Consider the following 13,944-nt stretch of genomic DNA (forward strand, 5'->3'; position numbering starts at 1 on the left):
CGGGCCCGGCGCCCGGCCGTACCTCCGCTCAGCCCTCCGGGAGCATCAGGGCGTTGAGCTCGCCCCAGGGGATGCCGCCGGCGAGGGCGGCGTAGGTGCCGCTCGTCAGCAGCTCGCGGGCCGCCCGGTCGACGAGGGCGTAGGCGGCCTCCGCGACCGCGCTGCCCAGGCTCACCCGAGCGGCACCGGCCGCGGCGAGGTCGGCGACGGGGGGCGCGCCCGGGCCGCCGAGGACGCCGAGGGGCGCGTCGATGCCCGCCGCGAGCTGCGCGACGAGCGCCGGGTCGGTGACGCCGGGGACGAAGATCCCGTCGGCGCCGGCGGCCAGGTAGGCGGCGGCCCGCTCCAGCGTCTCGGCGACGTCGCCGGGCCCGCGCAGGAAGGTGTCGGTGCGCGCGTGGACGAAGAGCGGCACCCCGGCCTCGTCGGCGGCGCCGCGCGCGGCGGCGATGCGGGCGGCCTGGTCGGCCGGGTCGCGCAGCGGCCGCGGGCCGCCGTCGTACGAGTCCTCGATGTTGACACCGACGGCGCCCGCCGCGAGGACCGCGCGCACCGTGCCGGCGACGCCCTCGGGGTCGGCCGCGTAGCCGCCCTCGATGTCCGCGCTCACGGGGACCGCGACGGCCGCCGCGACCCGGGCGGTGAGGGCCAGCGCGAGGGACGGCTCGACGTGGTCGCCGTCGGCGGTGCCGAGCGTCCAGGAGACGCCGGAGCTGGTGGTGGCGACGGCGGCGACGCCCGCGCGCTCGGCGACGCGGGCGCTCGCGGCGTCCCACGCGTTGGCCAGCAGCAGGGGGCGGCCCGGGACATGGAGCGAGCGGAACAGTTCGGCCTTGGCCTTGAGTTCGGGATTCACGCAGGGCAGTCCATCAGGCGCGCGGGGTGCCCGTCCGGCGGATTTCCGACATGGACGTCCCGCCCCCTCGATGTCGGAATCTCGCTAGCCTTCGGCCCCGGGCGCACGGATGCTGGGTGATGTGCATGAGGACTTCGAGCGCTGTGTGCGCGCCGTGCAGTCGAAGGACTCCCGTTTCGACGGGTGGTTCTTCACCGCGGTGCTGACCACCGGTATCTACTGCCGTCCCGGCTGCCCGGTGCACCCGCCGAAGCCGGAGAACATGACCTTCTACCCCAGCGCCGCCGCCGCGCAGCAGGCCGGGTTCCGGGCCTGCAAGCGGTGCCGCCCGGACGCCAGTCCCGGCTCGCCGCAGTGGAACGAGCGGGCCGACCTGGTCGCCCGCGCGATGCGGCTGATCGCCGACGGGGTCGTGGACCGCGACGGCGTCCCGGGCCTCGCGGGCCGGCTGGGCTACAGCACCCGCCAGGTGGAACGGCAGCTGCTCGCCGAGCTCGGCGCGGGGCCACTGGCACTGGCCCGGGCGCAGCGGGCGCAGACCGCCCGGCTGCTCATCGAGACCTCGGCGCTGCCGATGGGCGACGTCGCCTTCGCCGCCGGCTTCTCCAGCATCCGCACCTTCAACGACACCGTGCGCGAGGTCTTCGCCCTCACGCCGACCGAGCTGCGCGCGCGGGCGGCTCGGCGCAGCCCCGGCCGGGGCTGCGGCACGGCGTCCGACGTCTCAGGAACGCTGTCGCTGCGCCTGCCCTACCGCACCCCGCTCACCCCCGGCAATCTCTTCGGGCACCTGGCCGCGACCGCGGTGCCCGGGGTGGAGGAGTGGCGGGACGGCGCGTACCGGCGCACGCTGCGCCTGCCGTACGGGCACGGGATCGTGGCCCTGCGGCCGGAGGCCGGCCACATCGGGTGCCGGCTGTCGCTCACCGACTGGCGCGACCTGTCGCACGCCATCAGCCGCTGCCGGTGGCTGCTGGACCTGGACGCCGACCCCGTCGCGGTCGACGGGCTGCTCCGCGAGGACCCGCTGCTCGCCCCCCATGTCGACGGGAGCCCGGGCCGCCGGGTGCCGCGCACGGTGGACGGCGCGGAGTTCGCGGTCCGCGTGGTGCTCGGGCAGCAGGTGTCCACGGCGGCCGCGCGCACCCTGGCCGGGCGCCTGGTGACAGCGCACGGCGAGCCGGTGGCCGACCCCGGCGGCGGCCTCACCCACCTCTTCCCGTCGCCCTGGGAGCTGGCCTCGCTGGACCCGGAGCGGCTGGCCATGCCGCGGGCGCGACGGGCCGCGCTGACCGGCCTGGTGGAGGCGCTCACCGGGGGCGGGCTCGACTTGGACGTCGGCAGCGACTGGGACAAGGCGCGCGCACAGCTGGCCGCCCTGCCGGGCTTTGGCCCATGGTCGGTCGAGGCCGTGGCGATGCGCGCGCTCGGCGACCCCGACGCCTTCCTCCCCACCGATTTGGGTGTACGGCTCGCGGCGGATTCCCTGGGACTTCCGACAACCCCCGCCGCCCTGGTCCGGCGCTCCGCCGCATGGCGTCCCTGGCGGGCCTACGCCGTGCAGTACCTGTGGGCCACCGGCGACCACCCGATCAACGTCCTCCCCGACGACAGGAACTGAGCAACTGTCATGTCCCTTTGCACACACGCCCTGACCGACAGCCCGGTCGGACCGTTGACCCTGGTCGCGACCGACGGCGTCCTGTCCGGTCTCTACATGACCGAGCACCGGCACCAGCCGCCGGCCGAGACCTTCGGCGCGCGCCGCGACCCCGCTGACGCCCCCTTCGCGGCGGTGACCGAGCAACTGGAGGCCTACTTCGCGGGCGAGTTGACCGACTTCGACCTGCCGCTGGCGATGCGCGGCACCCCGTTCCAGCAACGCGTCTGGGCGGCGCTGCGGGAGATCCCGTACGGCAGCGTCATGACGTACGGCAAGCTCGCCGCCGAGCTGGGCAGCCCCGGCTCCTCGCGCGCCGTGGGACTCGCCAACGGGCGGAACCCGATCAGCATCGTCGTGCCCTGCCACCGGGTCATCGGCGCCTCCGGAAGCCTGACCGGTTACGGGGGCGGACTGGGCCGCAAGAGGTACCTACTGGACCTGGAACGCGGGTTGCCATCTCATATGTGAGATACCCTCGCCCCATGGGAGACGACTACCTCGCACGTATCGGCAAACTCATCCGTGACGCCCGCCAGCACCGGGGCTGGACACAATCGCAGCTGGCGGAGGCGCTCGGCACCAGTCAGAGCGCGGTGAACCGTATTGAACGCGGAAACCAGAACATCAGCCTTGAGATGATCGCCCGAATCGGTGAAGCGCTCGACAGCGAGATCGTCTCCCTCGGGTACGCGGGCCCGATGCACCTGCGCGTCGTCGGCGGGCGCCGGCTGTCCGGCGCCATCGACGTCAAGACGAGCAAGAACGCGTGCGTGGCACTGCTGTGCGCCACGCTGCTGAACTCCGGGCGGACCACCCTGCGCCGCGTCGCGCGGATCGAGGAGGTCTACCGCATCCTGGAGGTGCTGAACAGCATCGGGGTGCGCACCCGCTGGATCAACGACGGCAACGACCTGGAGATCGTCCCCCCGGCCGCGCTGGAGCTGGACTCCATGGACATGGAGGCCGCGCGGCGCACCCGCAGCGTCATCATGTTCCTCGGCCCCCTGATGCACCGCACCGACCGCTTCCGCATCCCGTACGCGGGCGGCTGCGACCTCGGCACCCGCACCGTGCAGCCGCACATGACGGCCCTGCGCCACTTCGGCCTCGACGTCACCGCCACCAGCGGCATGTACCACGCGCGGGTCACCCCCGCGGTGACCCCCGGACGGCCCATCGTGCTGACCGAGCGCGGCGACACCGTGACCGAGAACGCGCTGCTGGCCGCCGCCCGGCACAACGGCGTCACCGTCATCCGCAACGCCAGCTCCAACTACATGGTCCAGGACCTGTGCTTCTACCTGGAGGAGCTGGGGGTGCGGGTCGACGGCATCGGCACCACCACACTGACCGTGCACGGCGTCGCCCACATCGACCGGGACGTGGACTACGCGCCCTCGGAGGACCCGGTGGAGGCGATGAGCCTGCTCGCGGCCGCCGTGGTCACCGAGTCCGAGCTCACGATCCGCCGCGTGCCGGTGGAGTTCCTGGAGATCGAACTCGCCGTCCTGGAGGAGATGGGCCTGGACCACGAGCGCACGGCCGAGTACAAGGCCGACAACGGCCGCACCCGGCTGATCGACCTCACGGTGCGCCCCTCCAAGCTGCGCTCCCCCATCGACAAGATCCACCCGATGCCCTTCCCGGGCCTCAACATCGACAACGTGCCCTTCTTCGCGGCGATCGCCGCGACCGCGCAGGGCTCGACCCTCATCCACGACTGGGTCTACGACAACCGCGCCATCTACCTCACCGAGCTGACCCGCCTCGGCGCCAACGTCAAGCTCCTGGACCCGCACCGCGTCCTCGTCGAGGGCCCGACCCGCTGGCGCAGCGCCGAGATGATGTGCCCGCCCGCGCTCCGGCCCGCCGTGGTCACGCTGCTGGCGATGCTCGCGGCCGAGGGCACGTCGGTCCTGCGGAACGTGTACGTCATCAACCGCGGCTACGAGGAACTGGCGGAACGGCTCAACTCGATCGGCGCGCAGATCGAGACGTTCCGCGACATCTGACCGGCGTGGTGTCGTGCCCCTTGGAGGGCAAGGGGCACGACACCGATAGGACCCCTGACCTGTGAATTTACCGTTTCACTACCCACCAGTGATCATCGATGGTTTTCAACGCCTTGTGCAACGCAAGTGCAATGTGATCTTGATGTCCTGATGGGCCGTCAGCGATGACGGCCTTCCGTGCAGCGGTTACGCGCGGTGATGGCGGATTCGTTCGGTCATTGCCGTGACAGCGATGCCTGCATCTTTTCGCTCGAACGGCATGGACCACGTTGACACGAGGGGGTACAAGGAGACGGCGCGGGGCGGGCCCGCGGTGAACGTCATCGACGTGCTAGGGGAACAGGCCCTGACCTGCGAATTCCCATCTTCCGCAGCTGTCAGGGCCTTCCCTGTTTGCACTGCGGAAAGCCCCTGGGAAGTGAAGTCAAGGTCAGCGCAGCGGCACACGCGGCACCACCAGCGCATGGGAATCGTCCGCACGCAAGCCGACCGCGACGCCCCCGGTGGCCACGTCCCCGGGGCAGGGCGGCCGGCCACCGGCTGGCCACCGAGACAGGCACCGCGGGTGGCAAGGAACCGGATCGCCCATAGTCGCGAGGAAAACATTACGCTTCAAGCGGGGCACCGGTGTCATCCTGTGCTGGTGGACGTATCTCTTCCCGACCAACTGGGCACAGTTGAACGAGAGTCCCGCGCGGCTGCGCGAGAGGTAATCCGAAAGCTCAATCTTTCCGCGCCTCCTGAGCAGATCGCAGGACAGCAGGAAGTCGCCTTTGTACTGGTGACCCGCACGCAATGGAGGACGGCGCTGAGGGACGCCGACCTGTCCGGGCTTCAGCGGGAGACCGACGAGAAGGTTACGGAGATCCTGCGCCTGCGGACCGCTTCGGGTCGAATCGTCGGGAAGCAGCTTCCGAAGTTGTTGCGGAGTGTCCACGCGTCGGTTGTTTCCTTGGGTGCTGTCGCAGAAGAGGTGTCCCGCTTCAGTCCGTCCCGTACGAGCACAGCAGAGCGGCGGTTGGCGACTGACTTGGCGCGAGCGAATCGGAACGAGGTTCAGGCGCTGTTCGCCTGCCTGGACCAGGGATGGGCGGAGTCCGCTTGGTCTGCAGTACGGAACTATGCTCTCGCGGCTCAGGCGGCCGGTCGAACTCTGGAAGCTGCCGCCAGGACTGATCACGCCGATCTTCCTTACGAGGACATCTACCAGCGAACACTCGGGGTGTCTGCCGAGCAAGTGGGTCCCGGGTCGGGTGTGGCGTCGCGGGCCCGCCTTTTGGCCGCTTGGGCGGAAGCCCCGCAGATACTCGATCATCGGCTGCGCCGGAGCATGAGACACCTGATCGATGACTCGCTGCCCCTAACGGTGATGCTTCTTCATCACCTTGCCGTCCTGGCGGTCTCCGATCGCCCCTTGGTCACGCACCGCGCTGCCCTCCTGGGACGTGACCTGGTGACGTTCTATTTGAAGTCCGATCCGGAACTGGCATGTTCAGTTATGGCACGACACGTCGCTCGAGAACCGGAGATGGTGGCCGCCCATCGAGGACAGATTGCCTACCTCGACGCTTATTACGAGGAGGAATACCAGGAAGAAAGAGCGCGGGCGGTCATGGACCTGCACCGGGCCGTGCTGGAAGCAGACGTCAGGCGCACGGCTGTTGTGGTACTGGAACTGCTGGGAAGAACGGTTCCGCAGGGGGCCCCGCTCGCCATCGTCCGGGATCTGCTGGCAGCTCAAGGGAACCAGCCGCTGAGCAAGTTGCTTGCCTCGACGATCCGCTCCGAGTGGCGCAACGCAAACGCCCACGAGGATTTCCACTGGGACCCTGTCAACGACACACTCCGCGTGGGCGGGCAGCCAGCCGATCTCGACGAGATACTGGACGCAGCGCTCCGCGCTCGCGCCATTTGTCGCGGGTTCGAGCACGGGGTGGCAGTGGCCTACGCACAGAACGCAGCGCTGGTCATCCGGGGCGCGGAGGACTCGAACTACGTCGGCCGAGACCTCTCCATACTCACAGCAGGAGGAGAAGCCAGGTTCCCGGTGCTGGATATCCGGCGCCGTGGCAGTCTCGTGCGGCTGGACGTGCCCGACGTCTCCGTCGAGAGCCTGAGAGAGGCGTTTCGTGCGATCCTCAGGGCCGCCATCGCGGACCCCCGCGTCGAGCGCTGGGAACTACGTCAGGCCTCTCCTGACCGGCCTCTGCTGCACGTGGACCGTACGGGAATACATGCCGGGCTCCAGGTCGCGGAGCCCCTCTGGGACACTGCCGACCCCCTGCCTTTCGCCACTCTCCCCCTGCTTGCAAATGCCCTGGCCAACGCGGGTGAACCCGCCGAGACATCAGCGTCAACGGTTCTCTGCCTGGCAGCTGCCCACGTCCTCGGTGAACGAGACCGCCTGTCGCCTGCCCTTGCACACGGGGATCCAGCCGCCAAGGACGAGTTGATCAGCACCACGAAGCTGATCAGCGACGGCGCCAAGGCGGCAGCGCACTTGATGGAGGGAGCAGCCCACCGCAAGTTGCTGGCCTTCGCTGAAGTTCTTGCCGGAGAGTGCCACCGGTTGAAGAGCGCTCCCCCCTACGTACTTGTCCACGAGTTCGTGCCGGCGTACCGGGCCCTGCGGAGGCATGGGCCAGCTCACCTCCCATGGACCACAGGACTCCACGACTCTGCCGTCTGAGATCTCCGGTCGGGCTCAGATCACGCTTCAGAATCCAGCGCCCGGGCGAGATGGCCAACAGGCTGACCATCCCGGCCGAAAATCAGGACTGCTTGGCGTCCTTCGTCGTGGTACGAGGGCTCGGAACCGAGTTCGGGTCCGGGGCCTTCCCCTTTCCGTCCAACCCAAGGGACTGCTTGATGTTCTCGAAGTCGACGACCGGGGTGCCGATCCTGGCCACTGTGTGCCCGTGCGAGGTCAGCATGGCCTCGGCGAACGGGCTGTCCAGCGTGGCGACGCGGGTCCACGAGCGGACCTCTGCCAACGGAACAGACTGCACGATCTCGAAGTCGACCAGAAGGTCCGGGATATCGAGGTACTTGGGCAGAATCCGGTAACGGGCGTTGTTGTCGCGGAACATCTCCAGAGCCACGTTCCGCTCCCGGCTCCCCTTGCCAGGGGATCCTGCCTCGATCCAACGAGCGATCAAGGGCGCTTCGCTCAACGGAACCGCCTTGGCGAGACGCACGTACTCGGCCTTGGCCGCGCGATTGCCGGCGCCGGGCAGGTCCTCGTAGAGGTCGCACGCAGGGGTGAGGACAAGCCACCAGCTGTCCTGGGGGTCCCGTAGAACGTCTGCCGCGGTCACGTGCTTCGTGACCGGCGGCATCAAGTACATCCGGGCGGTCGACGCGTGTCCCATCACAGGGTCCCCGGAGGAACCTAGCGCTGCTCCGAGGGCCTCGACCGCGTTCTCCTTCAGCCAGGCCGCTAGGCGGTGCACGAGGACGGGGGCGATCTGGGCACGGTCGACCACCCCGAGCCGGTCCCAGTTCGGGGCGATCTCGTCCCGCAGGAATCCGCGTACGTGCTCGTCCACGAGGGCGGTGATGTGCCGGGTGAGGACCGGGACACCGGACTCAAGGCCCTCCCGTATCGCGGTGACGGCCTCCTCCAGCCGGTTCTTCGGCACCACCTGGATGAGCGGTGGCTGCGCCAGGTCGCTCACCTGCTCCGCGAGGCCGGTGCAGAACACAACCGGCACCCAGCGGGTCTTAGCTATCCGGTCGTACAGTTCACGGCCCTGCAGGTTGGGGTGCGCGGCGGAGCCCCGCCGTGTCGCGTCCCTGACATCCAGAACAACCATATCGAACGCCTGGGCTTCTAGAAGGCGTTCAGCCTCATCGAAGTCGTTCTCAACGTGGATGTCGAGCGTTCCGAGGTCCGAGAGCTCCTCCACGAGCATCTCGGACAGTTCCTCCGCGATGTCCACCTCGTCCTCGACGATCAAGACCCGGTACACCGCGCCCCCCTCCGTCACCCAACTCTCCTTCGCAGTCTCGCCCTGAACGTGGCTCCGGCGAGGGGCCCTGGCGTCACCAGGGACAGATCGCCGTCGTAGAAGTCCTTCACGACGCTGCCGGCGATACTGAGGCCCAGCCCGATGCCGTCCTCCTTGTCGCTGAAGTACGTGTCGAAGATCATCTCTTGGATCTCCTCACGTACTCCGGGGCCGCTGTCGCTCACGTCGATGTCGACCTCGTCCTCGGGCGTCCGCCTCGTCTCGATGAGAATGGCGCGCTCCTTCCCCTTGGGCAGGGTGGAGAGCCAGTAGATCGAGTTCCCCACGAGGTTGTGGACCACCTGGGAGATGTCACCGGGGTCAGCCGTCACTGTCACGTCCTCGCCGCTGACGGTGACGGTGATGCCGTGCTTCTCCAGCGTGCCCTCGTGGACGGCGACGGCCTCGTCGATCGCGGCCTGGAGGGACAGGGCGCGGGGGCGGCCTCGCCGCCGGCCGCTCAGCGGCTCGACGCGGGTGAAGAGCCGGTCCAGAGCCTGTTCCTGCGCGGTGAGGTCCACGTGCATCTTCGTGAGAGCGGAGGCAAGTTGTTCGTCCTCGTCGCGCTTGCGGCCTGCCAGCTTGTTCAGCCGGCGGAGGACGTAGGCGATGCGCGTCAGTGCCGTTCGCCCGTCGTGCAGTACGACGTCGACCAGGGCTCCCAGAGTCGCGAGGCGGGAGAACTGTGAGAGGACCTCCTGGACCTTCTCGACGCTCTCGTCGATCGTTTCCTGAGCCTCCTCCAGCGCGCGGCTCAACTCGGTGTCGTCCGGGTACTTCGCGTTGAGAACGTCCCGGACGGGCGAGAGGGTGAAGTTCTGGAACAGGCCGTGACGGTCGCTTCCAGCACTGGAGGGGGTGTCCACCGTGATCGGACCGGACTTGCGGTCCTCATCCTTCGGACGGCGCAACCCGTAGCGCCAGGTCTCGAGCCGGCTCACAGCCTGGGTCAGGACACCCTTCAGGTCCTCGTACTCGGGAGAGTCGATGAGCCCCTCCCGGTGCGACCGGTCCCGAAGCCCGGGGTTACCGTCCGCCGATATGTACACGAAGCCCGCGACCTGGTTGTTGGAGAGCCGCATGGTGGGGTTGTTCACGCGGCGGAGGTCGAAGCCCAGCCAGTCGAAGTCGACCTCTCCGAAGGGCTGCACCCGGAAGCCGTCCCGGTATAGGGCGACACCGCTGTTGTCCTTGATCAGCTTGCGGACCTCGGTGATGTTGCGGGCTCCGAGGTCGATGTTGAGCATCTCCTTGAGGGAGGCCGAGTCGAGGTCCCAGGTACGGAGGTCGAGCTTCAGGGGGCCGCACTTGGGCGCCTTCCCGTGCGACGGGAAGAGGTACTGGTTCAGGGTCTCCGACTGACCGGACGTGAGGTTGGTCATGGTCAGGTCGGCGAGACCGTTTTCGTCGATGGTCCCTACGAGGCGGTAGTGCGGATGCGCCAAGGCTTCGCTGGCCCCCACGAAACCGGTGTGGTGGTCCAACGGCCCAGCCGGAAGCGAGAGGTAGATCGCGAACTCCGGCTGGTCGGGTACGTCCAGCTCCACAGGAGGAGGAGGAGGGAGGAGTCGGGACAGGGACCGCTTCAGGCTCTCCACCGACTCGGCACCCCAGTCCTGCCGAAGCCCTTCGAGCCGGACGAGGGTGCCGTGAGAGCCCGTCCAGGCGGCCTGTTTCTCGCTTGCGCGGAAAGTACTTGTCACCTCGTCGAAGAGGCGTCGCGCTTCGCCGTTGTCGGCGAACACCTCGGGAGCGCCCACGTTCCACTGGACCGGTACCTGGTCGAGGTAGGCGTTCTCGGCGGCGAAGTCGCTCCAGTCGAGTCGGATGTTCACCTCGGGGCCGCCGGCCTTGCGGCTCCTGATCGCGGTCACGGCGCCGAGGCGGGCTGCGGAGAAGCGCCCGATTCCCTTTGCACCGAGAACCCTTCGCCCGAACTGCTCACTGCGCGGGGCACGGTGCCGGAACGGTGTGGCAATCTCCATCCAGGTGTCCCGGACGGTCTCGGGGGACATACCGTGTCCGTCGTCCCACACCTCGATGGAACCGTAGCCCTCCTCCAACGGCCCGTTGAACCTGATCACAACCAGGCTTGCATCGGCGTCGTAGGCGTTCTTGACCAGCTCGGTGAGCGCCACCCGCTCGTTGCTGATCAGTTCCTCACCGAGTGTGCTCATGAGGCGCGCACGGGGACGCAGGAACGTCTGTGTGTTCTCGGAGTCCACGCTCGCCCCTCTGACCGCTTCTCACCCGCACCCCCGCCCGAGGAGTACCCGCTGCGATCTTAACGGCGGAGAGGGCTCCGGAAACGCTGCTCAGGAGATTTGGGCAGTAGGTGCGCCGGGACGGGGGTTCACGGTGGTTGCGGCACCCGACGCTCGACGAACGGCGTGCAGCCCTGTGATCGAACGTGTCTTCTGGTCCAAGCGTTCGTTGAGACAGGTGACGTTCGTGGACGTATCACAACCAGAACAGGGAGTCCCGAGGAGTAGCCCAGGGGGTGTCCTCTAACATGGGGTGGCTCAAGAGTAGAACACTGCTTCAAGTTACCAATGGGGCACGGTGAGTGAACAGCAGTGTTCACCAGGCAGGTCACCCGCGTGACAGACGAGGCTTTGCGGCGGCGTTGACCGGCCGGAAGCCTTGCCTCCGCAGCGTCGTGCGTGATCTCCTGGAGGTCGTTCAGGTCGTCAGGTACGGAGGAGTGGGTCGTGGCGAAAGAGAAGGGGGCAAAAAGCACGTATGGCGTGCCCCTGGAGCGGAGCGACTACCTCAAACTGGACAAGCACAGGCACCACTGCGAGCCGGACGATTTCAGGAAATGGGTCCAATCCGGCTACGGAAAAGATAAACGCCTGGCTGTCGACCTCTTCTCGGGCGCCGGCGGGCTGAGCCTGGGCCTTGAACGGGCCGGATGGACCACCGCTGCGGCCGTGGACTTCGACGAGCGGGCCCGCGAGACGCATGCAGCAAACTTCCCAGGAATGAGTCTTTGCGTCGACCTCGGCGATGACGACCAGCGAGGCGAATTCGTCCAGCAAATCCTGGACTCCGGCGCCGATATCGACATCGTGGCGGGAGGCCCTCCCTGCCAGCCGTTCAGTCGTGCCGGACGCAGCAAGATCCGACACTTGGTCGAATACCACAACCGTGACCCGCACGATCTCCGAAAGGAACTCTGGCGCGCCTACGTCGATGTGGTGGAGCGGCTCCTTCCACGTGCCGTACTCATGGAGAACGTCCCCGACATGGGGCTCGGCGATGACTTCAGCGTGATCCGCATCATCGAGGCAAAGCTGGAGAGTCTTGGGTACGTGACCCAGGTGCGTCTCGTCGATGCGTGGAACTACCGCGTGCCGCAGCACAGGAAGCGTCTGATCCTCCTCGCACGGAGAGACGGCGGCGGCTTCGCGTGGGGCGAGCCGAAGAAACAGACCAAACTTCGGGATGCCATCGGCGACCTTCCCGCACTCAATCCGGAGCCTTTGAAAGCGGTGGGTGCCCGAGTCGCCGACTACGACGAGCAGCAGGAGTCGACGCTCTCTTCTTTCGCCAAGGAAATGCGCAGAAAGGCAGACAAGGGTGTAATCCACGACCACATGACGCGGCGGGTTCGCGAGGACGACTTCCGGATCTTCACGGTCATGGATTCCAAAACCCTCTACTCCGAGCTCGAAGAGAAACTGGAAGAGGACGAGAAGGATTTCCAGCGGTACGACTCGGAGCAATTCACCGACAAGTACAAGAAACTGGACTGGGAGGAACTGAGCCGCACGATCACCGCGCACATCGCCAAGGACGGTTACTGGTACATCCATCCTGAAGAGGCGCGAACGCTGACCGTGCGTGAAGCCGCGAGGATCCAGACCTTCCCGGACCGCTTTCGGTTCGCGGGCACGCGGAGCGACGCCTTCCGCCAGATCGGCAACGCGGTTCCCCCGCTGTTGGGCGAAGCCGCGGCCCGGGTTCTCCAGCCGCAAGATGTTCCCGCCGAAGACGAGGCCGCGGACAAGTGGCCGAAGGTGCGTGAGGAGCTGACCCGCTGGGCCAAGGAGCAGCGTGCGGGCAAGCAGTGGTACCAGTTCCCCGGCGGCCGGAAGATGAAGCCGCTCGGGGCTCTCGTCATGGCGGTGCTCTCGGGAAGCAAGCTGCACCCGAAGCAGCTCTCCGACGTGATGGACGAGGTCGCTGGGCACAGGGAACTGACGCAGGACGTCTATCTCGCCCTCGTGAACGCGGCGCCGACAACAGCACTCCGCAAGCGTCTGGAGGGCAGGCTCAGTCCGGTCGTCGGCAAGCCCGAGGTCTGGCTGAACGCGGATTCGGTTCTTGATCACAGCAAGGTTATGGGGCTCAAGCCGGCTGAGCTCGCCTTGTTCAGGCTGCTGGCCGGCGGCGACATAATGCTGGTCGGCCAGAGTGCGTTGCGGGTGGCTGCGAGGGTTCAGAAGAACGAATCGCACCTGACCAACCGACTGACCGAGGGTCGGCTCAACCTCATCAAGCTTCTCGGCGCCGGCCGGGACGCACCGGTGCGCATGGCCGCCATCAGGTTCATCGGCGAGAACCTGTGTCGTGACAAGCAGCCCGTCTGCGGAAGCTGCCCGCTGAGCGACTACTGCCCGACCCGTCCACAGGAGGACGAGGGAACCGCAGCCACCTTGGATGTTGCGGTAACCGCAGGCTGACAGGGCCCTCCCGGGAGAACCGGGACGCTGCGATGTGCGGCGTGGGCGATGTGCTCGGCGGCCCGACCGGCGTCGGCCCTGACCTCACACTCCCAGATGCGCACCACGGTCCATCCGGCGTCTCTCGCCGCTTCGGTGTTCCTGGCGTCCCTTTCCATGTTGGTCGTGATCTTGGCTTCCCAACGCGAGGCGTTCGGCCCTCGGAAATGCCGTGTGCCGTGGAAGGGGCAGCCGTGCCAGAAGCAACCGTCGACGAAGACTGCGACGGAGTACCGGGGCAGCACGAAGTCCGCCGTGCAGCGGGGAGCGACCTTACGGTGCAGCCGAAAGCGGAGCCCGAGGGCGTGGACGGCGCTCCTGAGTGCCTTTTCCGGTTCGGTGTCCCGGACGCGTCGGCCGCGGAGCTGTGCGCTCCAAGGGGTGCTCACCCATCCTTCGTGTGTGCTCACGAGGCCATGCTTCCACCTTGGGCGGTATGCCGTGGGCGTGGGTGGCAGACTTAGCTAGATGATCCGAGAACCCTCAGAACTCAACGTCGACGAGGCAGGCCGTGTGGAGCTCCCGGTCGGGATCCTCGCCGAAGCAGGCATCAGCCCGGGTACCAAGCTGCTCGTGTTCAGTGACGGGGACGGGCGCATCGTGCTGAGGCGGGCAGAAGACGCGATCAACGACCTGTTGCGGGAGGGAACCCTGTAGCGGCAGCCCGGCTACCGAG

The 13,944-nt window shown here is 67.7% G+C and carries 10 protein-coding genes; 6 read left to right on the forward strand and 4 right to left on the reverse strand.

Annotated features, from left to right (window positions below):
- Positions 1-28: 28 nt before the first annotated feature.
- On the reverse strand, positions 29-856 hold the full coding sequence (locus ABZ883_RS12785) for an isocitrate lyase/phosphoenolpyruvate mutase family protein (protein WP_360905630.1): 828 nt from the start codon (positions 854-856) through the stop codon (positions 29-31).
- A gap of 121 nt (positions 857-977) precedes the next feature.
- On the opposite strand from ABZ883_RS12785, the gene ABZ883_RS12790 reads away from it, so the two are divergent.
- The 4 genes from ABZ883_RS12790 (at position 978) to ABZ883_RS12805 (ending at position 7,220) form a co-directional block, all read left to right on the forward strand.
- Entirely contained in the window at positions 978-2,477 is a 1,500-nt protein-coding gene (locus tag ABZ883_RS12790; protein ID WP_360905631.1) for an AlkA N-terminal domain-containing protein, read from the forward strand.
- 9 nt (positions 2,478-2,486) lie between these two features.
- Complete coding sequence (locus ABZ883_RS12795; protein WP_360905632.1) at positions 2,487-2,987, forward strand: methylated-DNA--[protein]-cysteine S-methyltransferase; 501 nt, start codon at positions 2,487-2,489, stop codon at positions 2,985-2,987.
- A gap of 14 nt (positions 2,988-3,001) precedes the next feature.
- On the forward strand, positions 3,002-4,531 hold the full coding sequence (locus tag ABZ883_RS12800; RefSeq protein WP_360905633.1) for a UDP-N-acetylglucosamine 1-carboxyvinyltransferase: 1,530 nt from the start codon (positions 3,002-3,004) through the stop codon (positions 4,529-4,531).
- 643 nt (positions 4,532-5,174) lie between these two features.
- Complete coding sequence (locus ABZ883_RS12805) at positions 5,175-7,220, forward strand: hypothetical protein (RefSeq protein ID WP_360905634.1); 2,046 nt, start codon at positions 5,175-5,177, stop codon at positions 7,218-7,220.
- A gap of 82 nt (positions 7,221-7,302) precedes the next feature.
- Here ABZ883_RS12805 and ABZ883_RS12810 read toward each other — a convergent pair whose 3' ends face one another.
- Both ABZ883_RS12810 and ABZ883_RS12815 read right to left on the reverse strand, forming a co-directional pair.
- Complete coding sequence (locus tag ABZ883_RS12810; RefSeq protein ID WP_360905635.1) at positions 7,303-8,520, reverse strand: hypothetical protein; 1,218 nt, start codon at positions 8,518-8,520, stop codon at positions 7,303-7,305.
- Positions 8,517-10,766 (reverse strand): sensor histidine kinase, encoded by a 2,250-nt coding sequence (locus ABZ883_RS12815; protein ID WP_360905636.1) that lies wholly within the window; start codon positions 10,764-10,766, stop codon positions 8,517-8,519. The genes ABZ883_RS12810 and ABZ883_RS12815 overlap by 4 nt, the downstream gene beginning before the upstream one ends.
- 486 nt (positions 10,767-11,252) lie before the next feature.
- Between ABZ883_RS12815 and ABZ883_RS12820 the strand changes: the two genes are divergently transcribed.
- Entirely contained in the window at positions 11,253-13,229 is a 1,977-nt protein-coding gene (locus tag ABZ883_RS12820) for a DNA cytosine methyltransferase (protein ID WP_360905637.1), read from the forward strand.
- Here ABZ883_RS12820 and ABZ883_RS12825 read toward each other — a convergent pair.
- The gene (locus ABZ883_RS12825) at positions 13,157-13,678 is read right to left on the reverse strand and encodes a very short patch repair endonuclease (RefSeq protein WP_360905638.1); all 522 of its coding nucleotides are present in this window, start codon (positions 13,676-13,678) and stop codon (positions 13,157-13,159) included. The genes ABZ883_RS12820 and ABZ883_RS12825 overlap by 73 nt on opposite strands.
- A gap of 58 nt (positions 13,679-13,736) precedes the next feature.
- On the opposite strand from ABZ883_RS12825, the gene ABZ883_RS12830 reads away from it, so the two are divergent.
- Positions 13,737-13,925, forward strand: a complete 189-nt coding sequence (locus ABZ883_RS12830) for an AbrB/MazE/SpoVT family DNA-binding domain-containing protein (RefSeq protein WP_360905639.1) — start codon at positions 13,737-13,739, stop codon at positions 13,923-13,925.
- Positions 13,926-13,944: the final 19 nt, after the last annotated feature.

It is taken from the genome of Streptomyces sp. NPDC046977 (assembly GCF_040644455.1).
Lineage (GTDB): Bacteria > Actinomycetota > Actinomycetes > Streptomycetales > Streptomycetaceae > Actinacidiphila.

What these genes read in the sequence shown, in the direction of transcription:
- ABZ883_RS12795 (WP_360905632.1), top strand. Translation starts at nt 2,487, where the DNA reads ATGTCCCTTTGCACACACGCCCTGACCGACAGCCCGGTCGGACCGTTG.
- ABZ883_RS12800 (WP_360905633.1), top strand. Translation starts at nt 3,002, where the DNA reads ATGGGAGACGACTACCTCGCACGTATCGGCAAACTCATCCGTGACGCC.
- ABZ883_RS12830 (WP_360905639.1), top strand. Translation starts at nt 13,737, where the DNA reads ATGATCCGAGAACCCTCAGAACTCAACGTCGACGAGGCAGGCCGTGTG.